This is a genomic window from Micromonospora sp. NPDC049366 (assembly GCF_044466625.1).
Taxonomy (GTDB): Bacteria; Actinomycetota; Actinomycetes; order Mycobacteriales; family Micromonosporaceae; genus Micromonospora.
Genome location: NZ_JBITMV010000003.1, coordinates 110,319 through 135,208, shown reverse-complemented (window position 1 = coordinate 135,208; position 24,890 = coordinate 110,319). Strand labels below are relative to the sequence as shown.

Sequence of the window (24,890 nt, the reverse complement as noted above, 5' to 3'; positions counted from 1 at the left end):
CCGAGTTCGCGGGGCCATCGGGTGGAGGCGGGGCGGGTCAGCGGACGTCGTAGCCCAGGACGGGGGTTCCGTCGGCGCGCAGCAACTCCAGCCGGACCAGCTCCGCGTCGGTGAACCGGGTCGCGCCGGAGAACCGTACGTCGTCGCCGGGTGCGGCCAGCCACGAGCCGATCTGCTCGATCGCGCCGTCGGGACCGTGCGCCACCAGGCGGAACGTGTACGCCTTGCCGTAGCCGGCGCGCGCCTCGTAGCCGCAGTGCATGGTCACCTCGGTGCCCCAGTCGGTGCCGGTCAGGCCGATCTCGGCGTGCACCGGCACGCTGCCGCCGACCGGCTGCATGGCCACCATCCGCACCTGCACGGGTGTCGGTGCGGTCTCGCGGGGCAGCACGGCGGCGGTGCCGACGCCCACCACCAGGGCCAGCGCCGCCGCCGCGAGCCCGATCAGCGCATAGCGTCGGCGGGTCGCCGCCCGCTCGCGGCGCCGGCTCCGGCGGGCCTCGTCGAGCAGCGCCGGCAGCGCCGGACCCGACGGGGGCGGCAGGAACTGCTCCAGCCCGGCCGGGTCGAGCCGCCCGAGCAGGCCGGGCAGCACCGCGATCTCGGCCACCGCGTCCCGGCACTCGGCGCACCCGGACAGGTGCCGCTCGTACGCGGCGCGTTCGGCGGGAGCGAGCGCACCCAGCACGTACGCGCCGTCGTCGTGCGCGAACTCACACCGGGTCATCCGGTCACCCCCATCTCGGCCAGGACCAACCGTAGTGAGCGCAGGGCGTAGTGCGTCCGTGACTTGACCGTGCCCGGCGGCACCCCCAGCCGCGACGCCGCCTCGGCCACCGAGCGCCCCTGGTAGAAGCACTCCACCAGCACCTCCCGATGAGTGGGGCTGAGCCGGTTGAGGGCCTCGGCGACGGTCCACGCCTCCACGGCGCGCTCCGCCTCGTCCACCACCTCGGGCGGCTCCGGCAGCTCGTCGGTGTAGATCTCACCGACCCGGGTGGACCGTCGCCGCCACGCGTCGATGGCCAGGTTGCGGGCGGTGGTGAAGAGCCACGCGCGGACGGAGCCGCGCCGCGGATCGAGCGACTCGGGGTGCCGCCACGCGCGCAACAGGGTCTCCTGCACCAGGTCCTCGGCCCGTTGCCGGTCGCCGTTGACCAGTCGCAGGGCGTGCGCGTACAGCGCCTCCGCGTGCTCGTCGTGCAGCGCGCGGAGCAGTTGGGCGTCGTGGTCGGTGATGGCGGTCTCCTCGCTTCCGGCGCGAGTCGCGGCGGGGCGTTCAACCCGGGAATACGCACGGCCACCGTCAATGGTTCAGCCCGAGCTCAGTGGCGCTTTGCCCGGTCCCGCCCGGGCGAGGTGTTCATGCCGGGTTCACACTCCGGCCGACGGTCGCTCACCGGGTCCTCCTAGCGTCCGGCACGTATGCGCGCCCGACCCCACGGTCCCGCGCCACCACACCGACCCAGGAGGCTCCCCCCCATGAGCGACCGTCCCCGGATGCTGCCGCTGCTGGGCTCCACCCGCCACGGCAGCCGCGACGCGATGACCTGTCTCTACCGCTGCGGCAACGCCTGCGACCACCCGGTTCCGAACACCTCCGACAACGCGTACTTCGGTGACGTCGTGAACGGCGAGATCACCCGGCGGGGCGTCGTCCGGGCCGGCGCGGTCGGCGCGCTGGTGCTGGGCTTCGGTGGCGCGGCCGCCGGCGCGCTGGCCGGCGCGGCGCCCGCCGCGGCCGCCGCGGAGACGCCGGTGGTGCCCGAGGCCACCGAGTTCGCCCGCCCGCCGAAGGGCATCGGCAGCGGCGCGCTGACGTTCAAGCCGATTCCGCCGAACAAGCTGGACACGCTGGTGGTGCCGAACGGCTACGACCACGCCGTCGTCATCAAGTGGGGTGACGAGGTCGTTCCCGGCGCGCCGACGTTCGACGTGCACCGGCAGACCGCCGCCGCGCAGGCCAAGCAGTTCGGCTACAACAACGACTTCGTCGGTGTGCTGCCGCTGGACAAGCAGGGCCGGCGGGCGCTGCTCGTGGTCAACCACGAGTACACCAACGAGGACCTGATGTTCCCGGCCTTCCCCGGCCTGGACAACCTCTCCGTCGAGCAGCTGCGGGTCGCGATGGCCGCGCACGGCATGTCCGTGGTGGAGCTGGAGCGGGTCGACGGCACCGGACAGTGGCGGCCGGTCGACCACGGCCGCCGGCCGTACAACCGGCGGGTCACCGCACTGGCCACCAAGTTCGACCTGACCGGGCCGGCCGCCGGTTCGGCGTGGCTGATGACCGCCGCCGACCCCAAGGGCCGTACCGTCATCGGCACGCTGAACAACTGCGCCGGCGGCGTGACCCCGTGGGGCACGGTGCTCTCCGGTGAGGAGAACTTCAACCAGTACTTCGTGGGCGGCGACGGCGCCCCGGCCGAGCTGAAGGCGAAGCTGGAGCGGTACGGCATCCCCACCACCACCCGCTACCCCAGCGGCAGCCGCAAGTGGGACCGCGCGGACGAGCGGTTCGACCTGGCGAAGAACCCGAACGAGGCGCACCGCTTCGGCTGGATCGTCGAGATCGACCCGTTCGACCCGGAGGCCCGCCCGCGCAAGCACACGGCGCTGGGCCGGTTCAAGCACGAGGGCGCGAACGTCATCGTCACCAAGGACGGCCACGTGGTCGCGTACATGGGCGACGACGAGCGGTTCGACTACCTGTACAAGTTCGTCTCGGACAAGAAGTTCATGAAGGGCAACTCCTGGGCTGCCCGGAAGCACAACCTGACCCTGCTGGAGTCCGGCACCCTCTACGTCGCGAAGCTGGACCAGACCAGCGCCGACGAGATCGACGGCTCGGGCAAGCTCCCCTCGGACGGCGCCTTCAACGGCCGGGGCCGCTGGATCAAGCTGGTCAGCGGCAACCGCTCGTACGTCGACGGGATGACCGCCGCGGACGTGCTCACCTTCACCCGGCTCGCCGGTGACAAGGTCGGCGCGACGAAGATGGACCGGCCCGAGGACGTCGAGCCGAACCCGCTCACCGGCAAGGTGTACGTGGCGCTGACCAACAACACCAACCGGGGTGTCGGCAGCAACCCGAAGGCCGACGAGGCCAACCCGCGCAACGCCAACAAGCACGGGCAGGTCCTGGAGCTGGTCGAGGAGCGCGGCGACAACGCCGCCGAGTCGTTCGCCTGGTCGCTGCCGATCGTCTGCGGCGACCCGGCCGACGCGTCGACCTACTTCGCCGGGTACGACAAGACCCAGGTCTCCCCGATCTCCTGCCCGGACAACGTCGCCTTCGACGCCACCGGAAACCTCTGGATCTCCACCGACGGCAACGCGCTGGGCAGCAACGACGGCCTCTTCGCGACCGCGCTGGAGGGCCCGGAGCGGGGTCACCTCAAGCAGTTCCTGACCGTGCCGCTCGGCGCGGAGACCTGCGGCCCGTTCATCACCGGCGACAACCGTTCGGTGTTCGTGGCCGTGCAGCACCCGGGTGAGATCACCGGCGCGTCGGTCGAGAAGCCGGCGTCGAACTGGCCGGACGGCGACTTCGCCAAGCCCGGCGTGGTGGTCACCTGGCGTCTCGACGGCGGCCCGGTGGGCAGCTGACGTTTCCCCGGCGGTCCGGAGCCGACCGCCGTCGTGGGGCCCTCTCCCAGCCTGGGTGAGGGCCCCACGTCGTGTGCGGGCGCCGGCACCGCCGGAGCGGACGCACCGAGCCGGAGGCGCCGGCCGGAAGCCCCGGCGATCAGTGTTCGGTGGCGATGCCGTCGGCGACGGCCCGGGCGACGGTGAGCAGCTTCGCGCGGACCACCCGGGCGGAGGTCATCATCTCGCTGGCCGGTAGCGCGCAGGCGAGCACGACCCGACGCTCCATGTCCTTGTCCGGGCTCACCAGCACCGAGGCGCACGCCACGCCCTGCCGGAACTGCCCGAGCTCCAGCTGCATGCCCCGCCGCTCGCCGGCGGCCAGGTCCGCCTCGAACGCCTCGGCGGTGGTGAGGGTGGCGCTGGTGAACGGGCGCATGCCGTACTCCCGCAGGTAGCGGAAGCGCTGCTCCGCGGTGAGCGTGGCGAGCAGGCTCTTGCCGAGCGCGGTCGCGTGGGCGCCCTCGTCGAAGCCGGGGACCAGCTCCTCCATGTACGGCGAGCGGGAGCCCTCGGCGACCGCGGTCACCGCGACCTGGCCGCCCACGAACCGGCCCAGGTAGTGGCTGTAGCCGGTGTCGACGGCGGCCCGGCGCAGGGTCTCCCCGACGGCCGGCGGGCCCCGGAACGCGGTCACCAGCTCCCGGTAGCGGTCCGCGACCTCCAGCCCCACGATGTACGTGCCGTCCTCGCGGCGGATCACGTAGCCCTCGTACGCCAGGGTGCGCACGAGGTGGTAGGTGGTGGCCACGGTCAGCTCGCACCGCCGGGCGATCTGTTTCACGGTCAGCCCCTTGGGGGCACGGCCGACCGACTCGAGCACGCGTAGCGCGCGGGAGACGCTACGGATCAGGTCCGAAGGTTCCGCCAAGGGGTCGCGCACAACCACCTCCGCCGCCGGGGACTTACACCATATGAAATCCAGGCCCCACGCGGAACGCCTGTTCGGGTCGAGGATGCCAGACCGTCATCAACAGCTCGTGAACCAACGGACACGAAACGTGCTGGTCACCGCCGAGGCGTAGGTTTGCCGGGCCATGACCGAAAGCACTCTCACCTCTGCCCCGGCGCCCGTCCCGACCCGGCCCGTCCGCGCCGCCGCCAGCGCCATCGTCGTCACCATCGCCTGCGTCCTGCCGGTGTTCCTGGTCGGTGGTCTCGCCGTACAGCTGGAAGCCGACCTCGGCTTCTCCCCCGCCGGGCTCGGCCTCGCCGTGTCGCTCTACTTCGGCGTCGGCGCGCTGGCCTCGGTGCCCTCCGGGGCCCTCGCCGAGCGGTACGGGCCGGCGGTGGTCGCCCGCACCGGCATCCTGCTCTCCGCCGCCTGCCTGCTCGCCGTGGCCGTGCTGGCCCGGTCGTACGCGGTGCTGCTCGGCCTGCTGGCGCTCGCCGGAATCGCGAACGCCCTCGGCCAGCTCGCCAGCAACGCCGCGTTGGCCCGGCACGTCCCGCCACGGCGGCAGGGGCTGTCGTTCGGCATCAAGCAGGCCGCCATCCCGGTCTCCACCCTGCTGGCCGGCGCGGCGGTGCCCACCATCGCGCTCACCGCCGGCTGGCGTTGGGCGTTCGCCGTCGCCGCCTGCGTCGCGCTGGCCGCCCTGCCGGCCGTACCCCGACGCGAGGCCCGGCCCGACCGGCGCGCGGGCGGCGCGCGGGCCGGCAGGGGCACCGGCGCGCTCGTGGTCATCGGCGTGGCCGCCACGCTGGCCGCGGGCGCTGCCAACGCGCTGGGCACGTTCGTGGTGGACTCGTCGGTCGACCGTGGGCTGGCCCCGGGGCTGGCCGGCCTGACGCTGACCCTGGGCAGCGCGGTCTGCGTCGCGGCCCGGGTGGGCGCCGGTTGGCTCGCCGACCGCCGCTCCGGCGGCCACGTCGCCCTCATCGCCGGCATGCTGGTCGTCGGCGCGGGCGGTTTGGGGCTGCTCGCGGTGGCCGGCCCGGTGTCGCTGGTGGTCGGTGTGGTGCTCGGCTTCGGCCTGGGCTGGGCCTGGCCCGGGCTGATGAACTTCGCCGTGGTCCGGCTGCACCCGCAGGCCCCGGCCGCCGCCACCTCGATCACCCAGACCGGGGTGTACGCGGGCGGCTGCCTCGGCCCGCTCTGCCTCGGCGCGATCGCCGCCCGGATCGGCTACTCGGCAATGTGGAGCACGGCGGCGGTGTCCATGATCGTGGCCGCCGCGCTCATGCTCACCGGCAGCCGCCTCCTGGCGCGTCCCTGACCGACCAGCTGGGTCGCGGCGCTCCCGCCGGATTCGGTCGAGACCAGCCTCGGACGGTCAGCTGGTGCGGTCGGCCACGAAGTCGCAGAGCGACTCCAGCGCGCCGCGAGCCGGATTGTGCGGCAGCGGCGCGAGCCGGGCGCGGGCGTCCTCGGCGTAGCTGCGGACGGTCTCCCGGGCCCGCTTCAGGGCCGGGCTCTCCCGCAGCAGGCCGAGCGCCTCGGCGTGCAACGCGTCGTCGGTGACCGCGCCGGCGGCGAGGATCTCCCGCAAGCGCACGGACGCGGCGTCGGAGTCGTCACCGGCCTGGGCGTAGAGCACCGGCAGCGTGGGCACCCCCTCGCGGAGGTCGGTGCCGGGTGTCTTGCCCGACTGGACCGACTCGGAGGCGATGTCGAGCAGGTCGTCGGAGAGCTGGAAGGCGACCCCGATGGTCTCGCCGTAGCCGGCGAGCGCCTCGATGTGCTCCGGCGCCGCCCCGCCGAACATCGCGCCGAAACGGGCCGAGGTGGCGATCAGGGAGCCGGTCTTGCCGGCGATCACCTCGAGGTAGTGCCGCACCGGGTCGTCGCCGGGGCGCGGCCCGACGGTCTCGGCGATCTGCCCGTGCACGAGCCGGGCGAAGGTGCGGGCCTGCAGGCGTACGGCCTCGGTGCCCAGGTCGGCCGCCAGGTCGGCGGCGCGGGCGAAGAGGTAGTCGCCGACCAGGATGGCCACCGAGTTGGTCCAGCGGGAGTTGGCGCTCGGCGCACCCCGGCGCACGGCGGCCTCGTCCATGACGTCGTCGTGGTAGAGGGTCGCCAGGTGGGTGAGCTCCATCACGACCGCGGCGGGCACGACCGGCCCCGCCGTCGGATCGCCGAACTGGGCGCCGAGGGCGACCAGCAGCGGGCGGAACCGCTTGCCGCCGGCCTCGAGCAGGTGGCGGGCGGCCTCGGTGACGAACGGGTCGGCGCTGGCCACACTGGCCCGCAGCTCGACCTCCACTTTGTCGAGCACTGCCAGCACGGACGCCTCGAGCGCCGGATCGGCGAGGTAGAGGCCGAGATCTCCGAACTGCCCCGTGCTCTGCCGGCTCCGGCGGCCGCCGGAGCCGGTGGCACCTGTACGCTCGCCAGCCGGATTCACCACGCCTCCACCATGCCACACCCGTTCGACCTGCCCCGGACGGGGGCGACGTGCGAACGGGCCCCGGACACGGTACGGGGCCGGTACGCCGTGGCGTACCGGCCCCGGTTGGCCGAGGAGACGGTCTATCTGACGAATTCGGCCGCTCCGGTGGCGAGGTCGAGCAGCGGCGCCGGCGCGACACCGAGGACCAGGGTGGCCACCACCCCGATCATCAGGGCGGCCGAGGTGAGCCCGCCGGGCACCGTGACGGTCGGCGTGGACTCGCCCGGCTCGGACAGCCACATCATCACGACGACCCGCAGGTACGGGAAGGCCAGCACCATGCTGGTGAGGACACCCGCGATCACCAGCCAGGCCCGACCGTCGGCCAGCGCCGGCCCGAAGACCGCGAACTTGCTGGTGAAGCCGCTGGTCAGCGGGATGCCGGCGAAGGCGAGCAGGATGAAGGTGAAGACGGCGGCGTAGAACGGGGAGCGGCGCCCCAGCCCGGCCCAGCGGGACAGGTGGGTGGCCTCCCCGTCGGCGTCGCGGACGAGGGTCACCACGGCGAACGCGGCGAGCACCGAGAAGCCGTACGCCACCAGGTAGAACATCGTGCCGGAGAGCCCGTCCTTCGACGGTGCCAGCACGCCGACCAACAGGTAGCCGGCGTTGGCGATCGACGAGTAGGCGAGCAGCCGCTTGATGTCGGTCTGGGTCACCGCGAGCACCGCGCCGACCAGCATGGTCAGCACCGCCACGGCGCCGAGCACCGGGGTGAAGTCCCAGGTGGCGCCGGCGAATGCGACGTGGAAGACCCGCAGCAGGGCACCGAACGCGGCGACCTTGGTGCAGGCGGCCATGAAGCTGGTGACCGGGGTCGGCGCGCCCTGGTAGACGTCGGGCGTCCAGACGTGGAACGGCGCCGCGGCCGCCTTGAACAGCAGGCCGATCGCGAGCAACGCCATGCCGGCGAAGAGCAGCACCCGGCTGGCCGGCGACTCGCTCACCGCCGCGTTGATGGTGGCGAAGTCCACGTTCGCCGAGCGGCCCGGGATGCCGGCGGTGAAGCCGTAGATCAGGGCCACCCCGAACAGGAAGAACGCGGAGGCGTACGCGCCGAGCAGGAAGTACTTCATCGCCGCCTCCTGGCTCAGCAGGCGCCGGCGACGGGCCAGCGCGCAGAGCAGGTAGAGCGGCAGCGAGAAGACCTCGAGCGCGATGAACATGGTGAGCAGGTCGTTCGCCGCGACGAAGATCAGCATGCCGCCGATGGCGAACGAGGTCAGCGGGTACACCTCGGTGGCGCCGTTGCGCCCCTCGGCCTGCCGCCGGTCCTCCACGGACTCGGCGGTGATCGCGGCCTGGGCGACGAACGCACCGCCCCGCTCCACCGTGCGCTCGCCGATCAGCAGCAGCGCCATCGCCGAGAGCACCAGGATCGCGCCCTGCAGGAAGAGCGTCGGCCCGTCCACGGCGATCGCCGAGCCGGCGGTGATGAGCCGGTCGTCGGCGTTGAGGACCACCATGGTCAGCGCGCCGAGCACGGCGAGCAGCGCCACCGACAGCTGCGTCACGTGCCGCGCCCGTCGCGGCACGAACGCCTCGACGAGGACGCCGGCCAGGGCCGCGCCCAGCATGATCAGGATCGGGGCGAGCGCCGCGTAGTCAATCGAGGGCAGCTTCAACTCGGTCATTTCGCGGCCTCCTGGACGGTGCCCACCGACGGGGCGGGGTCGGTCCTGCCGATGTCGTCCATGGTCGCCTGGACGGCGGGGTTGATCACGTCGGTGACCGGCTTCGGGTAGAAGCCGAGCAGCACGATCAGCGCGATCAGGGGTGCGACCACGACCTTCTCGCGCAGGTTGAGGTCACGACGCATCCCGTCGACCTCGGTGAGCGCCGGGTTGAGCGTGCCCTGGGTGGTGCGTTGCACCATCCACAGCACGTACGCGGCGGCGAGGATGATGCCGAGCGTCGCGATGATCGCGACCGGCTTGTTCACCGTGAACGTGCCGATCAGCACCAGGAACTCGGAGATGAAGGGCGCGGTGCCGGGCAGCGCCAGCGAGGCGAGACCGGCGAAGAAGAGCACCCCGGCCAGCACCGGGACCAGCTTGCCGGCGCCGCCGAAGTCGCTGATCAGCGCCGAGCCCCGGCGGGCGATCAGCATGCCCACCACCAGGAACAGCAGGCCGGTGGCGAGACCGTGGTTGACCATGTAGAGCACGGCGCCCGTGCCGGCCTGGGTGGTGAAGGCGAAGATGCCCACGCCGATGAACCCGAAGTGGGCGATCGAGGTGTACGACACCAGCCGCTTCAGGTCGTTCTGACCGACCGCCAGCAGCGCGGCGTAGATGATGCCGATCAGGCCGAGCGCCAGCGCCCAGGGCGCGAACCACTTGGCCGCGTCCGGGAAGAGCGGCAGGCAGTACCGCAGGATGCCGAACGTGCCGACCTTGTCGAGCACGCCCACCAGCAGCGCCGCCGCGCCGGCCGGGGCCGCGCCACCGGCGTCCGGCAGCCAGGTGTGGAACGGGAAGAACGGCGCCTTGATCGCGAACGCGAGGAAGAAGCCGAGGAAGAGCCAACGCTCGGTGCCGGTGGAGATGTCCACCTGGGACAGCGCCTGCCAGTCGAACGTCTTCCCGCCGACGACCCAGAGACCGATCACCGCGGCGAGCATGAAGAGGCCGCCGACCAGCGAGTAGAGGAAGAACTTCACGGCCGCGTACTGCCGCTGGTGGCCGCCGTAGCTGCCGATGAGGAAGTACATCGGCACCAACATGACCTCGAAGAACACGTAGAACAGGAAAACGTCGGCGGCCGCGAAGACGCCGATCATCGTGCACTCGAGGACGAGCAGCAGCGCGAAGTAGACCGGCACCGAGCGCTTCGAGGACTCGGCGTCGTGCCAGGACGCCAGGATCACCAGCGGCACCAGCACCGCGATCAGCATCAGCATGACCAGCGCGATGCCGTCGGCGGCGAAGGTGAAGTTGACGTCCCAGTTCGGGATCCACGGGTACGACTCGCGGAACTGGAAGCGGTCACCGCCGACCTTGAAGGTGATCCACATGACCACCGAGAGCACCAGGACCAGCAGCGACCAGACGAACGCCACCTGCTTGGCCAGCTCCGGCCGGTGGCGTGGCAGGAGGGCCACCACCAGGGCGCCCACCAGCGGCGCCACGGTCAGCACCGAGAGGAACGGGAAGTTGGACATTATGCGGCCTTACCTCCGTCGTCACTGCGTGGCCCGCCGGCGGGGGCGGCCGGGAAGAGGTCGATCACGCCAGCCACCCCGCCTGCACGGCCAGGAACGCCGCCACCACGAGCAGCGCACCGGTCAGGATCGAGGTCGCGTACGACCGGACGAAGCCGGTCTGCAGCCGCCGGAGGCGACCCGAACCACCGCCGACGCCGGCGGCGAGGCCGTTCACCAGGCCGTCGACGCCCCGGTTGTCGAGGAAGACCAGCGCCCGGGTGAGGAAGATGCCCGGCTTCTCGAAGACCGCCTCGTTGAAGGCGTCGGCGTAGAGGTTCCGCCGGGCGGCGGTGACCAGCACACCGGCGGGCTGCGGCGCGGTGGCCGTCCCGTCCCGGAACAGGAACCAGGCCAGCCCGGCGCCGAGCACGGTGACCAGGATCGACAGGATCGTGATCACGGCGTGGGAGAGCACCGGGTGGTGCGCGGCCTCCTGGCCGCCCAGGCCGGCGGTGGCGGTCAGCCAGTCCGGCACCGAGGTGGAGAGCAGGTAGCCGGCTCCGATCGAGCCGACCGCCAGCAGGATCAGCGGGACGGTCATCAGCTTCGGCGACTCGTGCGGGTGCTCGATGTCCTCGGTCCAGCGGGCCGGGCCGTGGAAGGTGAGCACGAAGAGCCGGGTCATGTAGAACGCGGTCAGCCCGGCGCCGAGCAGGGCCGCCCCGCCGAAGAGCCAGGCGGTCCAGTCCTCCCGCTCGAAGGCCGCCACGATGATCGGCTCCTTGGAGAAGTAGCCGGACAGGGGCGGGATGCCGATGATGGCGAGCCAGCCCATCATGAAGGTCAACCAGGTGATCTTCATGTGCTTGGACAGCGCGCCGAAGCGGCGGATGTCCACCTGGTCCTTCATGCCGTGCATGACCGAGCCGGCGCCGAGGAACATGTTGGCCTTGAAGAAGCCGTGCGCCAGCAGGTGGATGATGGCCAGGGCGTACGCGCCGCCACCGAGCCCGACGCCGAGGAACATGTAGCCGATCTGACTGACCGTCGACCAGGCCAGCACCCGCTTGATGTCGTCCTTGGCCGCGCCGATGATGCAGCCGATCAGCAGCGTGAGCGCGCCGACACTGACCACCACGAGCTGGAGCGTCGTGTTGGCCGAGAAGATCGGGTTGGACCGGGCGATCAGGTAGACGCCCGCCGTGACCATGGTCGCCGCGTGGATGAGCGCCGACACCGGGGTCGGGCCCTCCATCGCGTCCGGCAGCCACGCCTGGAGCGGGAACTGGCCGGACTTGCCGGTCGCGCCGAGCAGCAGCAGGAGGCCGAGCAGCAGCACGGTGGTGGCACCGATCGCGCCGACGCCGTTGAAGACCTCGTCGTACTGGGTGGTGCCGAGGGTCGCGAACATGATGAAGATCGCGATGGCCAGCCCGGCGTCGCCGACCCGGTTCATCAGGAACGCCTTCTTGCCCGCGGTGGCCGCGCTCGGCCGGTCGTACCAGAAGGAGATCAGCAGGTACGACGCGAGACCGACGCCCTCCCAGCCGACGTAGAGCATCACGTAGTTGTTGCCGAGCACCAGCAGCAGCATGGCGGCGACGAAGAGGTTGAAGTAGCCGAAGAACCGCCGGCGACCCGCGTCGTGCGCCATGTACTCGACCGCGTAGAGGTGGATCAGGAAGCCCACCCCGGTGATCAGCAGGACGAAGACAGCGGCCAGCGGGTCGAAGAGCAGACCGAAGTCCACCTGGAACCCGCCGACCGAGATGAAGTCCCACAGGCTCAGCTCGACCGACTTGTTCTCCAGGCCCCGCAGCTGGAAGAACGAGGCCAGGCCGAGCACGAAGGAGACGCCGATCGCGCCCACGCCCAGCCAGTGTCCCCACCGGTCCGCCCGCCGGCCGAGCAGCAGCAGGATCGCCGCGCTGACCAGCGGGACGGCCACCAGCAGCCAGACGCTGCCGAGCAGGCCGTCCGCCGTCGCGTAGGTGACGGCCCCCGCCGGCTCGGCCGGGGCGTTCGTCAGAATCTCTCCCACCGCAGGCCCCTCTTAGTACTTGAGCAGGTTGGCGTCGTCGACGCTCGCCGAGCGCCGAGTCCGGAAGATCGCCATGATGATCGCCAGCCCGACCACGACCTCGGCCGCGGCCACCACCATCACGAAGAACGCCATGATCTGACCGTTGAGATCACCGTTGATCCGGCTGAAGGTGACCAGCGTCAGGTTGGCCGCGTTGAGCATCAGCTCGACGCACATGAACAGCACGATCGCGTTGCGGCGGATGAGCACACCGGCGGCACCGATGGTGAAGAGCACCGCCGCCAGCACCAGGTAGTAGTCAGGTGTCACTTCTCCGTGCCCTTCAGGGAGGTCTCCTGAGCGGTCAGCTCGCGGACCGGCAGGATGTCCGGCGTGCTCCGCTCGGTGAGGCGGCCGTCCGGCAGGCGGGCCGGCGTGGCCACCGAGGAGGAGGTGGCGAAGACACCCGGGCCGGGCTTCGGGCCGGGGTAGTTGCCGGGGCGGAAGCGGGCTCGCATGGTCGCCGGCTGGTCGAGCCGGTCCTCCTTGCGCCGCTCGATGTGCGCCAGCACCATGGCGCCGACCGCCGCGGTGATGAGCAGCGCCGAGGTGAGCTCGAAGGCGAAGACGTACTTGGTGAACAGCAGTCGGGCGATGCCCTGCACGTTCCCCTCGGCGTTGGCCTGGTCGAGACCGGCCCCCGTGGTGCCCTCCAGGGCCCGGTAGAGACCGCCGCCGACCAGGCCGGCGAAGCCGAGGCCGAGGGCGATCGCGGCCGCCCGCTGCCCGCGCAGCGTCTCGATCAGCGAGTCGGACGCGTCCCGGCCGACCAGCATCAGCACGAAGAGGAAGAGCATCATGATCGCGCCGGTGTAGACGATGATCTGCACCATGCCGATGAACGGGCCCGCCTGGAGAACGTAGAACACGCCGAGGCAGAGCATGGTCAGCACCAGCCACAGCGCCGAGTGCACGGCGTTGCGCGCGGCGACCATCCCGATCCCGCCGAGCAGCGCGAGCGGGGCGAGGATCCAGAAGGTGACCGCCTCGCCGGTGGACACCGCACCCGCCGCGGCGAGCACCGTCTGCGTGGTCATGCCGAGCCTCCCTTGCCCGCTTCGGCCCGCTGGGCCGCCTGCTCGGCGCCCGGGAACGTCACGCCGGGGTGCTCCTCGACCGCGTAGCGGCCGGGGCCCATCGGGGAACGCTCGGCGCCCGCCGAGGTGCCCGGGTTGGTCAGCGACCCGACGTAGTAGTCCTTCTCGCTCTCGCCCAGCCGCATCGGGTGCGGCGGCTGCTCCATGCCCGGCAGCAGCGGCGCGAGCAGCTGCTCCTTCGTGAAGATCAGGTCCTGCCGGTTGTCCCGGGCCAGCTCGTACTCGTTGCTCATGGTCAGCGAGCGGGTCGGGCAGGCCTCGATGCAGAGCCCGCAGAAGATGCAGCGGGCGTAGTTGATCTGGTAGACGCTGGCGTACCGCTCACCCGGCGAGAAGCGCTGCTCGTCGGTGTTGTCGCCACCCTCCACGTAGATCGCGTCGGCCGGGCAGGCCCAGGCGCACAGCTCACAGCCGATGCACTTCTCCAGCCCGTCCGGGTGCCGGTTGAGGATGTGCCGCCCGTGGTAGCGCGGCGCCGACACCGGCGGCTTGAACGGGTAGTCGGTGGTGACGACCTTCCTGAACATGTGCGAGAAGGTGACCCCGAAGCCCTTGAACGTTCCGGTGATCGCGCCCACGTCACACCTCCCTGGAGTCCGAGCCGGCGGCGATGTTGGCCGGCTCCCGCTCGGCGACCACGCGCATGGTGCGCGGGCTCGGTGGTACCTGAAGATCCATCGGCGGCAGCGGGAAGCTGCCGTGCGGCCGGCTGTCGACCTGCTCCTGGACGGTCGGCTTCGGCTGCGGCTTCCGGCTCGGCCAGACGAGCGTGAGGATCAGCAGCACGCCGGCCGGGATGCCGACCGCGATCACCTTGCCCTGGGTGTCCCAGTCCTCGATGGAGCGGAGCCCGCTCAGCACCAGGATCCAGACCAGGTTGATCGGCAGCAGCACCTTCCAGCCGAACCGCATGAACTGGTCGTAGCGGAGCCGGGGCAGCGTGCCGCGCAGCCAGACGAAGACGAAGACCAGCGCGATGACCTTGCCGAAGAACCAGAGCATCGGCCACCAACCGGAGTTGGCCCCCTCCCAGAGGGTGATCGGCCAGGGCGCGCGCCAGCCACCGAGGAAGAGCGTCGTGGTGACCGCGGACATGGTCACCATCGCGACGTACTCGGAGAGCATGAACAGCGCGAACTTCAGCGAGCTGTACTCGGTCATGAAGCCCGCGACCAGCTCGGACTCCGCCTCGGGCAGGTCGAACGGCGCCCGGTTGGTCTCACCGACCGTGGCGATGAAGAAGATGATGAAGCTGGGGAGCAGCAGGATCGCGTACCAGCCCGGCGCGGGCAGGTCGACGCCGCCGATGCTGAGCTGCGTCCCGTGGGCCTGCTTCGCGACGATCCCGCTGGTGCTCATCGTGCCGGCGGTCATGAACACCGCCACGATGCTCAGCCCCATCGCGACCTCGTACGAGATCATCTGGGCGCTGGAGCGCAGACCACCGAGGAGCGGGTAGGTCGAGCCGGACGCCCAGCCACCGAGGACGATGCCGTAGACGGACAGCGACGAGCAGGCCAGCAGCACCAGCACCGCCACCGACACGTCGGTGACCTGCAGCGGCGTCCGGTGGCCGAAGATGCTCACCAGCGGGCCGAAGGGCACCACCGACAGCGCCGTCACCGCGCAGACCACCGAGATGACCGGCGCGAAGAAGTAGACGACCTTGTCCGCGGCCTTCGGCAGGATGTCCTCCTTGAAGGCCATCTTCAAGCCGTCGGCCAGGGTCTGGAGCAGGCCGAACGGGCCGACCTGGTTGGGGCCGGGCCGCACCGCCATCCGGCCGACGACCCGCCGCTCGAACCAGACCCCCAGCAGGGTGGCCAGCACGGCGAAGACGAACGCGAAGGCGACCTTGATGAGGACCAGCCACCACGGATCCTTGCCGAAGTCGGCCAGGGTGGGGTCCTGGGCCAGGTAGACCACGTTCACCGGACTTCCCCTCCGTTCGCGACCACCGGGGCGGCCGAGACCCGTACGACGCTGCCGGAGGTCGCGCCCAGGCTGCGCCGGACGGTCGAGCCGGGCGAGTTGGTCGGCAACCACACGACGCCGTCCGGCATCTCCGTGATCGCCGCGGGCAGGGTGACCGCGCCCCGATCGGTGCCGACCGTCACGGGGTCGCCGTCCGCGACGCCCAGCGCCTCGGCGGTGCCCTTGCCCAGCCGGACCAGCGCCGCCCGGGCCGTCCCGGCCAGGTGCTCGTCGCCGTCGGTGAGGCTGCCCAGGTCGATCAGCTGGTGCCAGGTGGAGAGCACCGCCTCGCCGGCCCGCGGCTGCGGCACCGTCGCCGCCGCCACGGACGGGGCGGCCGGGCGCTCGGTGCGCGACGGCGGCAGGCCACCCAGTTCGCGGCGGACGGTGAGCACGTCGCCCGTCCCGAGCCGCACACCGAGCTGAGCGGCGAGCGCGTCCAGCACCCGACCGTCGTTCATGGCGGTCGTCTGCAGCACCGCGTCGAAGGTGCGCAGCCGGCCCTCCCAATCCAGGAAGCTGCCGGCCTTCTCCTGCGTCGGGGCGACCGGGAGGACCACGTCCGCCCGGCGGGAGACCGCGCTGTTGCGCAGCTCCAGGCTGACCAGGAACGGCACCGTGTCCAGGGCCTGCTCGGCCAGTCGCGGGTCGGCCAGGTCCGCCGGGTCCACACCGGCCACGACGAGCGCGCCGAGCCGGCCCTCGGCGGCCGCCGCCACGATGCCGTCGGTGTCCCGGCCGGCCTGGCTCGGGATCACCCCGGCCGCGATGTCCCACGCCTCGCCGAGCTCCGCCCGGGCCGCCGGCTCGGTGACCAGCCGGCCACCGGGGAGCAGGTTCGGCAGGCAGCCCGCGTCGACCGCGCCGCGGTCACCGGCGCGCCGCGGCACCCAGGCCAGCTTCGCGCCGGTACGCCGGGCGACGTCCGCGGCGGCCGACAGGCCGCCCGGCACCTCGGCGAGCCGCTCACCGACGATGAGGATCGCGCCCTGCTGGCTCAGCGCCTCGGCGACGGTGGCGTGCTCGGCGAGCACGCTGGCCTCCTCGCCCGGCACGACCCGCGCCAGCTTGGCACCGAGCTTCTCCAGGCCGCGGGTGGCGAACGGCGCGATCGCGTACACCGTCAGGGTCCGCTTGAGGTACGCCTTGCGCAGCCGCAGGAAGAGGATCGGGCACTCCTCCTCCGGCTCCAGGCCGACCAGCACGACCGCCGGGGCCTTCTCCACGTCGGCGTACGTCACGTCGGTGACGCCGGCGACCGAGCTGGCCAGGAAGTCGGACTCCTCACGGGAGACCGGCCGCGCCCGGAAGTCGATGTCGTTGGTGTTGAGCGCGACCCGGGCGAACTTCGCGTACGCGTACGCGTCCTCGACGGTCAATCGGCCGCCGGTGAGCACCGCCGTGCCCTGCCCGGAGTCCCGGGCGGCCCGCAGCCCCTCGGCGGCGACGTGCAGCGCCTCGCTCCAGGACGCCTCCCGCAGCTCGCCGGTGCGCTGGTCGCGGACCAGCGGCGTGGTGAGCCGGTCGAAGGCGCGGGTGTACTGGAAGCCCCACCGCCCCTTGTCGCAGTTCCACTCCTCGTTCACCGCCGGCTCGTCGCCGGCCAGCCGGCGCAGCACCTTGCCTCGCCGGTAGTCGGTGCGCTGGGCGCAGCCGGCCGAGCAGTGCTCGCAGACACTCGGGGTGGAGACCAGGTCGAACGGGCGGGCCCGGAAGCGGTACTGGGCCCCGGTCAGCGCGCCCACCGGGCAGATCTGCACGGTGTTGCCGGAGAAGTACGAGTTGAACGGGACGTCGCCCTCGTCGCCCTCCGCGCCGTACGCGTCGTCCCGGTAGATGTTGATCTCCTCGGCGGACGACCGGCCCATCAGGTCGATGAACTTGTCGCCGGCGATCTCCTCGGAGAACCGGGTGCACCGCTGGCAGAGGACGCAGCGCTCCCGGTCCAGCAGCACCTGGCTGCTGATCGGCAGCGGCTTCGGGTACTCCCGCTTGTGCTCGTGGAACCGCGAGTCGGTGCGGCCGGTGGACATGGCCTGGTTCTGCAGTGGGCACTCGCCGCCCTTGTCGCACATCGGGCAGTCGAGCGGGTGGTTGAGCAGCAGCAGCTCCATGACCCCCTCCTGCGCCTTCTTGGCGACCGGGGAGGTGAGCTGGGTGCGGACCACCATGCCGTCCGCGACGGTCTGGGTGCAGGAGGCGACGGGCTTGCGCTGCCCCTCCACCTCGACGAGGCACTGCCGGCACGCGCCGGCCGGGGCCAGCAGCGGGTGGTCGCAGAACCGGGGGATCTCGGTGCCCAGCTGCTCGGCGACCCGGATCAGCAGCGCCCCCTTGGGGGCGGTGACCTCGACGCCGTCGATGGTGAGGGTGACGGTCTCGGTCTGCTTTGCTACGTCGGTCATTAGTGGGCTCCCACCAGCTGCTTGTCCGACAGCTTCGGCGCGGTACGTCCCTCGATGTAGTCGAGGTAGTCCTGCTTGAAGTACTTCAGCGAGGAGGTCACCGAGCTGGTGGCACCGTCACCCAGACCACAGAACGAGCGGCCGAGGATGTTGTCGCAGGTGTCGAGCAGGGTGTCCAGGTCCTCGTGGGTGCCCTGGCCGGAGAGGATCCGCCGGTAGACCCGCACCATCCAGTAGTTGCCCTCCCGGCAGGGAGTGCACTTGCCGCACGACTCGTGGTGGTAGAACTCCAGCCACCGGTAGGTCGCGTAGACCGGGCAGTCCTGGTCGGAGAAGATCTGCGTGGCCGTGGTGCCGAGGATCGAGCCAGCCGCCGCGACCGACTCGAAGTCCAGCGGCACGTCCAGGTGCTCGGCGGTCAGCAGCGGGGTGGACGAGCCACCCGGGGTCCAGAACCGCAGGTTGTGCCCCGGCTGCATCCCGCCGGCCAGCTCCAGCAGCTCGCGCAGCGTGACGCCCATCGAGCACTCGTACTGGCCCGGGTTGGCGACCCGCCCGGAGAGCGAGTAGATCATCGGGCCGGAGGACTTCTCGGTGCCCATGGTCTTCCACCAGTCGGCGCCACCCAGCACGATGTACGGCACGCTGGCGATGGTGCCGACGTTGTTGACCACGGTCGGGCTGGCGTACAGGCCGTGGGTCGCCGGGAACGGCGGGCGCAGCCGGGGCTGGCCCCGGAACCCCTCCAGCGAGTCCAGCAGCGCGGTCTCCTCGCCGCAGATGTACGCCCCGGCACCCGAGTGCACCACCAGTTCCAGGTCGAACCCGGAGCCCAGGATGTTCGTGCCCAGGTAGCCCTTGGCGTACGCCTCCTGCACCGCGTTGCGCAGTCGCCGGGCGGCGTGCACGGCCTCGCCGCGGATGTAGATGTACGCCCGGTTGGCCCGGATCGCGTACGAGGCGATGATGACGCCCTCGACCAGCGAGTGCGGGTCGTGGGTCATCAGCGGCAGGTCCTTGCAGGTGCCGGGCTCGCCCTCGTCGGCGTTGACGACGAGGTAGTGCGGCTTGCCGTCGCCCTGCGGGATGAAGCCCCACTTGAGACCGGTGGGGAAGCCGGCGCCGCCGCGACCGCGCAACCCGGAGTCCTTGATCAGCTGGATCAGGTCGTCCGGGTGGGCCTTGACCGCCTTGCGCAGCGCCGCGTAGCCGTCGAGCTTCTCGTAGGTGCCGATCCGCCAGGCGTCCGGCGACAGCCAGCGCTTGGTGAGCACCGGCGTCAGCTTGGCCAGCGTCTCCGGCCGAGGAGTGGTCACTTCTGGACCCCCGTTTCGCTCGCCACGGCGGAACCGGACCCGCCGGAGCCCGCCGACGCTTCGTTGAGGTTGCGCTCCTGCGCGCCGGCGTCGTCGCCGGCGGGCTTGCCGTCACCGGCCGCCGGGTTCGCCGCCGCGCCCGCGGCCTCCGCCTCCTGCGCGTCGCGCGGAGCCGGGGCGGCCGGGTCGGTGGGGACCTTGGTGCCGGGGGCGTCCGGGACCGCGGTCGCGGCGTCCGGCTGCCGGGTCTCGGCCGCCCGGATCTCCGGCGACTTGTCGTCCGGCGCCTTCACGTCCGGGGCGGTGCTGCCGGTGGCGCTCTCCGGCGCGGCCGGCTCGCCGACCCCGGCGTTGCCGGGGACACCGGTCGGGGCGGACGCGCCGTCGCCACCCCTGGTCACCGTGGCTGCGGGTGCCGCCTTGGCGGCCTCGGCCTTCGCGGCAGCCGCCTTCTCGGCCTCGGCCTTCGCCTTCGCCTCGGCGGCGGCCCGGTCGGCCTCCGCCTTGCTGCGGATCGGCGTCTTCGGGTCGAAGCCCGGCACGGAGACACCGTGCTGCTGGGCCAGCCGCAGACCACGCAGGCTCGGCTCGCCCGGCCCCCCGTCGGCGACCGCACCGTCGCGCTCGTCGGCGAAGCCGGCGAGCTGGATCGCCATCTCCTTGAGCGTGCAGAGCCGGGCGCCCCGGGTCGGCATCGGCCGTCCGCCGGCGCGCAGCTCGTCGACCACGCCGACCGCGGTCTGCGGGTCGACACCGTCGAAGAAGTCGTAGTTGACGGTCATGACCGGCCCGTAGTCGCACGCCGCCAGGCACTCGGCGTGCTCCAGGGTGATCGTGCCGTCCGGCGTGGTCTCGTCGTGGCCGACGCCCAGGTGCTCGACGAGGGTGTCGTAGACCTCCTGGCCGCCGAGCACGTTGCACATGGTGTTGGTGCAGACGCTGACCAGGAAGTCACCGGTCGGCTTGCGCTTGTACATGGTGTAGAAGGTGGCCACCGCGCCCACCTGGGCCTTGTTCAGGCCCAGGACCTCGGCGCAGAACTCCACCCCGGCCGGGGAGACGTAGCCCTCCTCCGCCTGCACCAGGTGCAGCAGCGGCAGCAGGGCCGAGCGCGACCGGTCGGCCGGGTAGCGGGCGATGATCTCCCGTGCCCGGGCCCGGGTCTCTTCAGTGAAAACGGTCATCAGAGTCGCCTTCCGTTCGCGACCTGCGGGGCTCGCAAGCTCACTCCTCGCGCTCACCTGTCACACCCACCCATGACGGGGTCCAGCGAGGCGCCACCCGCGATCACGTCGGCGATCAGGCCGCCCTCGGCCATCGCCGGAAGGGCCTGCAGGTTGACGAAGCTCGGCTCCCGGTAGTGCACCCGGTAGGGGCGGGTGCCCCCGTCGGACACCGCGTGGACGCCCAGCTCGCCGCGGGGCGACTCGATGCCGACGTACACCTGACCCGGCGGGACCCGGAAACCCTCGGTGACCAGCTTGAAGTGGTGGATCAGCGACTCCATCGACTGGCCCATGATCTTGGCGACGTGCTCCAGCGAGTTGCCCATGCCGTCGACGCCGATGGCCAGCTGCGCCGGCCAGGCGATCTTCCGGTCGGCCACCATCACCGGACCCGGCTTCGCGAGCCGGTCCAGAGCCTGCTCGACCAGCTTCAGCGACTCGCGGATCTCGGCGAGCCGGACCAGGTAGCGGCCCCAGACGTCGCCGTCGGTGTGCGTCGGCACGTCGAACTCGTAGGTCTCGTAGCCGCAGTACGGCATGGTCTTGCGCAGGTCCCACGCCAGACCGGCGGAGCGCAGCACCGGGCCGGTCACGCCGAGCGCGACGCACGCGGTCACGTCGAGCACCGCGACGTTCTTGGTCCGCTCGATCCAGATCGGCTGGCCGGAGAGGAGGTTCTCGTACTCCTTGAGCTTCTTCGGCATCAGCTTCAGGAAGTTGCGGATCTTGACAATCGCGTCGTCCGGAACGTCCTGCGCGACGCCACCGGGCCGGACGTACGCGTGGTTCATCCGCAGGCCGGTGATCGTCTCGAAGATGTCGAGGATGTGCTCCCGCTCGCGGAAGCCGTACAGCATCATGTTGATCGCGCCCAACTCCATGCCGGTGGTGGCCAGCCAGACCAGGTGCGACGAGATGCGGTTCAGCTCCATCATCAGCACGCGGATGGTGGTGGCGCGCTCGGTGATGTCGTCGGTGATGCCGAGCAGCTTCTCCACCGCCAGCGCGTACGCCGTCTCGTTGAACAGCGGGGAGAGGTAGTCCATCCGGGTCACGAAGGTGCTGCCCTGGACCCAGTTGCGGTATTCCAGGTTCTTCTCGATGCCGGTGTGCAGGTAGCCGACGACCGAGCGGGCCTCGCGGACCGTCTCGCCCTCCAACTCCAGGATGAGCCGGAGGACGCCGTGGGTGGACGGGTGCTGCGGGCCCATGTTGACGACGATGCGCTCGTCGTTGATGGGGTCGGTGCCGGAGACGACGCTGTCCCAGTCCCCACCGGTGACGGTGAAGACCCTGCCCTCGGTGGTCTCGCGCTCGGTGGCGTAGTTGGACGTGGTCACTGGTAGGACCTCCTCCGGTCCGGCGGCGGGATCTCGGCGCCCTTGTACTCGACGGGCACGCCGCCGAGCGGGTAGTCCTTGCGCTGCGGGTGCCCCTCCCAGTCGTCCGGCATGAGGATGCGGGTCAGGCTGGGGTGGCCGTCGAAGACGATGCCGAACATGTCGTACGCCTCGCGCTCCTGCCAGTCCGCCGTCGGGTAGATCGACGTGACGCTCGGCAGGTGCGGGTCCTCGGCGGAGACCGCGGCCTCCAGCCGGACCATCCGGCGGTAGGTCATCGAGGTGAGCTGGTAGACGACGTGCAGCCGACGGGTCTCCGCGCCGAGATAGTCCACACCGGACACCGAGGAGCAGAGCTCGAAGCGCAGGGCCAGGTCGTCGCGCATCACCTGGCAGACCTCGGCGATCCGCTCCGGGCGTACGTGCAGGGTCAGCTCGCCGCGGTCCACCACCACCTTCTCGATCGCGTCGCCGAAGGCCGGGTAGGCCTCCTCCAGCGCGTCGTAGACCTCGTCGAAGTACTCCCCGAACGGCCGGGCGGCGGCCTCGACGGGTCGGCGCTGGCGGACCAGGCCGCCGTAGCCGGAGACGTCACCCGAGCCCTGGTTGCCGAACATGCCGCGGCCGGCGGGGCTGGCCGGCGGCTGCTCGGCGGGGGCGCCGCTGCTCGCGCCGGCAGGGGTCACCGGTACCGGTACGCCGCCGTCGGTAGGCTTGTCGTCAGTCACTTGATCCCCCCGTGCGGGTGGAGGTGGTTCTGGGCCTTCATCCAGTTCTCGATCCGCAGCTGCTCCTCGCGGCCCTCGCGGACCGCCTGGGTCCACTCGGCACGCCGGGCCTTGTCACTGCGGTACGACGACGGCATCGAGCCGTAGGGCACGACCGGTACGTCGCCGCGCTCCTTGCGCGCCTCGAGCATCTTGCGGCCGTTCGGACCGAGGGGCTCGTGCATGATCTTCTCGCGCAGCTTGAGGACCGCGTCGATGAGCATCTCGGGGCGGGGCGGGCAGCCGGGCAGGTACATGTCGACCGGCACCACGTGGTCGACGCCCTGCACGATCGCGTAGTTGTTGAACATGCCGCCGCTGCTGGCGCAGACGCCCATGGAGAGCACCCAGCGGGGCTCGGCCATCTGGTCGTAGATCTGCCGCAGGACCGGCGCCATCTTCTGACTCACCCGGCCGGCCACGATCATCAGGTCCGCCTGCCGGGGCGAGGCCCGGAAGACCTCCATGCCCCACCGGCCCATGTCGTAGTGCGGGCCACCGGCGGCCATCATCTCGATGGCGCAGCAGGCCAGGCCGAAGGTGGCGCCCCAGACGGACGACTTCCGGGACCAGTTGACCAGCTTCTCCACCGAGGTGAGCAGGACGCCGGCGGGAAGCTTCTCCTCGATGCCCATCTGACGTTCCTTCCTCAGTCCCAGTCCAGGCCGCCGCGCCGCCAGACATAGGCGTACGCGACGAAGACCGCGACGATGAACAGGACCATCTCCACGAAGCCGAAGATCGGCAGGGCGTCGAACGAGACCGCCCAGGGGTACAGGAAGATGATCTCGATGTCGAAGACGATGAAGAGCATCGCCGTCAGGTAGAACTTGATCGGGAACCGGCCGCCGCCGACCGGCTGCGGGCTGGGCTCGATGCCGCACTCGTACGCCTCGAGCTTGGCCTTGTTGTATCGCCGGGGACCGGCGAAGCGGGCGGCGGCCACGGAGAACAGCGCGAACGCCGCGGCGAGGGCGAACAGCCCGATGATGGGTGCGTAAGGCGAGAGCGACATCTTCTTCTCCTGCTCGTCCTTCCCTGCCCTCGTGGTTGACGAAAATCACGATATTCACGTCCCCCACGACGACCTCCGGCGGGGGTCGATCTCTTGGTCCGTCCGCTCCCGTCGCCGGTCGCGGTCGGGGTCTATACCGCGGGCGCCACCTTCGTCATCGCGTTGATGACCCGGTCCATCGCGTCCCCGCCCCGCGGGTCGGTCAGGTTGGCCAGCAGCTTGAGCACGAAGCGCATGAGTGTCGGGTGTGGCATCCCGTGTCGGGTGGCCATCCGCATGACCTCCGGGCGGCCGATCAGCTTCACGAAGATCCCGCCGAGCCGGTAGTAGCCGCCGAAGCGGGCCTTCAGCTCGACCGGGTACGCCTGGAGCGCACGCTCACGCTCCACACCGGCCGGTCGGGCCAGCGCCTGCACCGCGATCTCCGCGGCCAGCTCGCCGGACTCCATCGCGTACGCGATGCCCTCGCCGTTGAACGGGTTCACCATGCCGCCGGAGTCACCGACCAACAACACGCCGCGGGTGTAGTGCGGGACCCGGTTGAAGCCCATCGGCAGCGCGGCGCCGAGGATCGGCCCCTCCGCGTTGGCCTCGTCGGTCATCCCCCAGTCCTCGGGGGTGTTCGCCAGCCAGTCGGTGAGCAGCCGGCGGTAGTTGGTCTTGCCGAACGCGGACGACGAGTTGAGCACCCCGAGACCGACGTTGACCCGACCGTCGCCCAGCCCGAAGATCCAGCCGTAGCCGGGCAGCAGGTTGTCGCCGCTCTCCTTGCTGCGGAGCTCCAGCCAGGACTCCAGGTAGTTGTCGTCGTGCTTGGCCGGGGAGCGGTAGTAGCGCCGGACGGCCACGCCGATCGGCCGGTCCTCGCGCTTGGCCAGCCCGAGCGCGAGCGGGAACCGACCGGAGACCCCGTCGGCCGCGACGACCAGCGGGGCGTGGAAGGCGGCGGGGGCCTTGTCCGGCCCGACCTCGGCCTCGACGCCGATCACCCGGCCGTCCGCGTCGAGCACCGGCCCGGTGACGTTGACGCTGGTGCGCAGCTCGGCGCCGGCGGCGACGGCCTGCTGGGCGAGCAGCTCGTCGAAGTCCAGCCGGGTGCGGACCAGGCCGTAGTTGGGGAAGCTCGCCAGGTCGGGCCAGTCCAGCTCCAGCCGGACGCCGCCGCCGATCACCCGCAGGCCACGGTTGTGCAGCCAGCCCGCCTCGGCGGAGGTGTCCACACCCATCCGGATGAGCTGTCGAACGGCGCGCGGGGTCAGCCCGTCGCCGCAGACCTTCTCACGTGGGAACTCGGTCTTCTCCAGCAGCAGCACCCGCGCCCCGTGCCGGGCGAGGTGGTACGCGGTCGCCGACCCACCGGGACCGGCGCCCACGACGATCACGTCGGCGTCGTTCTCCACCGCGGTCATTCGCGCCTCCTCCCGCGTGCTCGTGAAATGCTTCACAAGCCAGACGTTGGGAGTCTATGACCGACGTCTCATG

20 protein-coding genes and 1 pseudogene are annotated in these 24,890 nt (G+C 71.3%); 2 read left to right on the top strand and 19 right to left on the bottom strand.

The features are described 5' to 3' along the window. Positions 1-37: 37 nt before the first annotated feature. Together ACIBTV_RS06655 and ACIBTV_RS06650 are read right to left on the bottom strand one after the other, a co-directional pair. A complete protein-coding gene (locus ACIBTV_RS06655; protein ID WP_396703018.1) occupies positions 38-727 on the bottom strand; it encodes an anti-sigma factor family protein in 690 nt (229 codons plus the stop codon). Further along, on the bottom strand, positions 724-1,218 hold the full coding sequence (locus ACIBTV_RS06650) for a sigma-70 family RNA polymerase sigma factor (RefSeq protein WP_231922451.1): 495 nt from the start codon (positions 1,216-1,218) through the stop codon (positions 724-726). Before ACIBTV_RS06650 ends, ACIBTV_RS06655 begins: the two co-directional genes overlap by 4 nt. Positions 1,219-1,482: 264 nt before the next feature. Here ACIBTV_RS06650 and ACIBTV_RS06645 point away from each other — a divergent pair, with 264 nt between their 5' ends. After that, complete coding sequence (locus ACIBTV_RS06645; protein ID WP_396703017.1) at positions 1,483-3,609, top strand: PhoX family protein; 2,127 nt, start codon at positions 1,483-1,485, stop codon at positions 3,607-3,609. A gap of 139 nt (positions 3,610-3,748) precedes the next feature. On the opposite strand, the gene ACIBTV_RS06640 is transcribed toward ACIBTV_RS06645, so the two are convergent. Beyond that, positions 3,749-4,531, bottom strand: coding sequence for an IclR family transcriptional regulator (locus ACIBTV_RS06640; protein WP_396703016.1), 783 nt, complete (start codon positions 4,529-4,531; stop codon positions 3,749-3,751). A gap of 154 nt (positions 4,532-4,685) precedes the next feature. Between ACIBTV_RS06640 and ACIBTV_RS06635 the strand changes: the two genes are divergently transcribed. Beyond that, positions 4,686-5,867 carry an MFS transporter gene (locus tag ACIBTV_RS06635; protein WP_396703015.1) on the top strand — a complete coding sequence of 394 codons (1,182 nt, stop codon included), beginning with the start codon at positions 4,686-4,688 and terminating at the stop codon, positions 5,865-5,867. A gap of 57 nt (positions 5,868-5,924) precedes the next feature. Here the strand turns inward: ACIBTV_RS06635 and ACIBTV_RS06630 are convergent, their stop codons facing one another. The 16 genes and pseudogenes from ACIBTV_RS06630 to ACIBTV_RS06555 all read right to left on the bottom strand — a co-directional run bounded on the left by ACIBTV_RS06630 (position 5,925) and on the right by ACIBTV_RS06555 (position 24,817). Then, positions 5,925-6,998 (bottom strand): polyprenyl synthetase family protein, encoded by a 1,074-nt coding sequence (locus tag ACIBTV_RS06630; RefSeq protein ID WP_396703014.1) that lies wholly within the window; start codon positions 6,996-6,998, stop codon positions 5,925-5,927. Between the two features lie 122 nt (positions 6,999-7,120). Beyond that, entirely contained in the window at positions 7,121-8,674 is a 1,554-nt protein-coding gene (gene nuoN / locus ACIBTV_RS06625) for an NADH-quinone oxidoreductase subunit NuoN (protein ID WP_396703013.1), read from the bottom strand. Continuing rightward, positions 8,671-10,203, bottom strand: a complete 1,533-nt coding sequence (locus tag ACIBTV_RS06620) for an NADH-quinone oxidoreductase subunit M (protein ID WP_396703012.1) — start codon at positions 10,201-10,203, stop codon at positions 8,671-8,673. Before ACIBTV_RS06620 ends, nuoN begins: the two co-directional genes overlap by 4 nt. Before the next feature lie 64 nt (positions 10,204-10,267). Beyond that, positions 10,268-12,226: an NADH-quinone oxidoreductase subunit L gene (nuoL, locus tag ACIBTV_RS06615; protein ID WP_396703011.1), complete on the bottom strand. Its 1,959-nt coding sequence runs from the start codon at positions 12,224-12,226 to the stop codon at positions 10,268-10,270. Between the two features lie 12 nt (positions 12,227-12,238). Then, positions 12,239-12,538: an NADH-quinone oxidoreductase subunit NuoK gene (gene nuoK / locus ACIBTV_RS06610; protein ID WP_091593220.1), complete on the bottom strand. Its 300-nt coding sequence runs from the start codon at positions 12,536-12,538 to the stop codon at positions 12,239-12,241. Further along, entirely contained in the window at positions 12,535-13,305 is a 771-nt protein-coding gene (locus ACIBTV_RS06605) for an NADH-quinone oxidoreductase subunit J (protein WP_396703010.1), read from the bottom strand. The genes nuoK and ACIBTV_RS06605 overlap by 4 nt, the downstream gene beginning before the upstream one ends. Next, on the bottom strand, positions 13,302-13,943 hold the full coding sequence (gene nuoI / locus ACIBTV_RS06600) for an NADH-quinone oxidoreductase subunit NuoI (protein ID WP_091593225.1): 642 nt from the start codon (positions 13,941-13,943) through the stop codon (positions 13,302-13,304). Before nuoI ends, ACIBTV_RS06605 begins: the two co-directional genes overlap by 4 nt. 1 nt (position 13,944) lies before the next feature. Continuing rightward, complete coding sequence (gene nuoH, locus ACIBTV_RS06595) at positions 13,945-15,291, bottom strand: NADH-quinone oxidoreductase subunit NuoH (protein ID WP_396703223.1); 1,347 nt, start codon at positions 15,289-15,291, stop codon at positions 13,945-13,947. A 2-nt stretch (positions 15,292-15,293) separates the two neighbouring features. Further along, on the bottom strand, positions 15,294-17,744 hold the full coding sequence (locus tag ACIBTV_RS06590) for an NADH-quinone oxidoreductase subunit G (RefSeq protein ID WP_396703008.1): 2,451 nt from the start codon (positions 17,742-17,744) through the stop codon (positions 15,294-15,296). After that, positions 17,744-19,060, bottom strand: coding sequence for an NADH-quinone oxidoreductase subunit NuoF (gene nuoF, locus ACIBTV_RS06585; RefSeq protein WP_396703007.1), 1,317 nt, complete (start codon positions 19,058-19,060; stop codon positions 17,744-17,746). Before nuoF ends, ACIBTV_RS06590 begins: the two co-directional genes overlap by 1 nt. A gap of 433 nt (positions 19,061-19,493) precedes the next feature. Next, a pseudogene (gene nuoE / locus ACIBTV_RS06580) lies at positions 19,494-20,244 on the bottom strand (NADH-quinone oxidoreductase subunit NuoE); the annotation flags it as partial. Positions 20,245-20,297: 53 nt separating this feature from the next. Beyond that, positions 20,298-21,626 (bottom strand): NADH-quinone oxidoreductase subunit D, encoded by a 1,329-nt coding sequence (locus ACIBTV_RS06575; RefSeq protein ID WP_091593234.1) that lies wholly within the window; start codon positions 21,624-21,626, stop codon positions 20,298-20,300. After that, positions 21,623-22,354 (bottom strand): NADH-quinone oxidoreductase subunit C, encoded by a 732-nt coding sequence (locus ACIBTV_RS06570; protein ID WP_396703006.1) that lies wholly within the window; start codon positions 22,352-22,354, stop codon positions 21,623-21,625. The genes ACIBTV_RS06575 and ACIBTV_RS06570 overlap by 4 nt, the downstream gene beginning before the upstream one ends. Next, complete coding sequence (locus ACIBTV_RS06565) at positions 22,351-23,028, bottom strand: NuoB/complex I 20 kDa subunit family protein (RefSeq protein ID WP_396703005.1); 678 nt, start codon at positions 23,026-23,028, stop codon at positions 22,351-22,353. Before ACIBTV_RS06565 ends, ACIBTV_RS06570 begins: the two co-directional genes overlap by 4 nt. Before the next feature lie 14 nt (positions 23,029-23,042). Next, positions 23,043-23,408, bottom strand: a complete 366-nt coding sequence (locus ACIBTV_RS06560) for an NADH-quinone oxidoreductase subunit A (protein ID WP_076469129.1) — start codon at positions 23,406-23,408, stop codon at positions 23,043-23,045. Positions 23,409-23,539: 131 nt separating this feature from the next. Beyond that, positions 23,540-24,817: a geranylgeranyl reductase family protein gene (locus ACIBTV_RS06555; protein ID WP_396703004.1), complete on the bottom strand. Its 1,278-nt coding sequence runs from the start codon at positions 24,815-24,817 to the stop codon at positions 23,540-23,542. Between the last annotated feature and the right edge of the window lie 73 nt (positions 24,818-24,890).

Bases quoted from the DNA above. Each gene is read 5' to 3' on its own strand.
- ACIBTV_RS06620 (WP_396703012.1), bottom strand. From the start codon at position 10,203: ATGTCCAACTTCCCGTTCCTCTCGGTGCTGACCGTGGCGCCGCTGGTG.
- ACIBTV_RS06590 (WP_396703008.1), bottom strand. From the start codon at position 17,744: ATGACCGACGTAGCAAAGCAGACCGAGACCGTCACCCTCACCATCGAC.
- ACIBTV_RS06555 (WP_396703004.1), bottom strand. From the start codon at position 24,817: ATGACCGCGGTGGAGAACGACGCCGACGTGATCGTCGTGGGCGCCGGT.
- nuoN (WP_396703013.1), bottom strand. From the start codon at position 8,674: ATGACCGAGTTGAAGCTGCCCTCGATTGACTACGCGGCGCTCGCCCCG.
- ACIBTV_RS06655 (WP_396703018.1), bottom strand. From the start codon at position 727: ATGACCCGGTGTGAGTTCGCGCACGACGACGGCGCGTACGTGCTGGGT.
- ACIBTV_RS06605 (WP_396703010.1), bottom strand. From the start codon at position 13,305: ATGACCACGCAGACGGTGCTCGCCGCGGCGGGTGCGGTGTCCACCGGC.
- ACIBTV_RS06645 (WP_396703017.1), top strand. From the start codon at position 1,483: ATGAGCGACCGTCCCCGGATGCTGCCGCTGCTGGGCTCCACCCGCCAC.
- ACIBTV_RS06560 (WP_076469129.1), bottom strand. From the start codon at position 23,408: ATGTCGCTCTCGCCTTACGCACCCATCATCGGGCTGTTCGCCCTCGCC.
- ACIBTV_RS06565 (WP_396703005.1), bottom strand. From the start codon at position 23,028: ATGGGCATCGAGGAGAAGCTTCCCGCCGGCGTCCTGCTCACCTCGGTG.
- ACIBTV_RS06635 (WP_396703015.1), top strand. From the start codon at position 4,686: ATGACCGAAAGCACTCTCACCTCTGCCCCGGCGCCCGTCCCGACCCGG.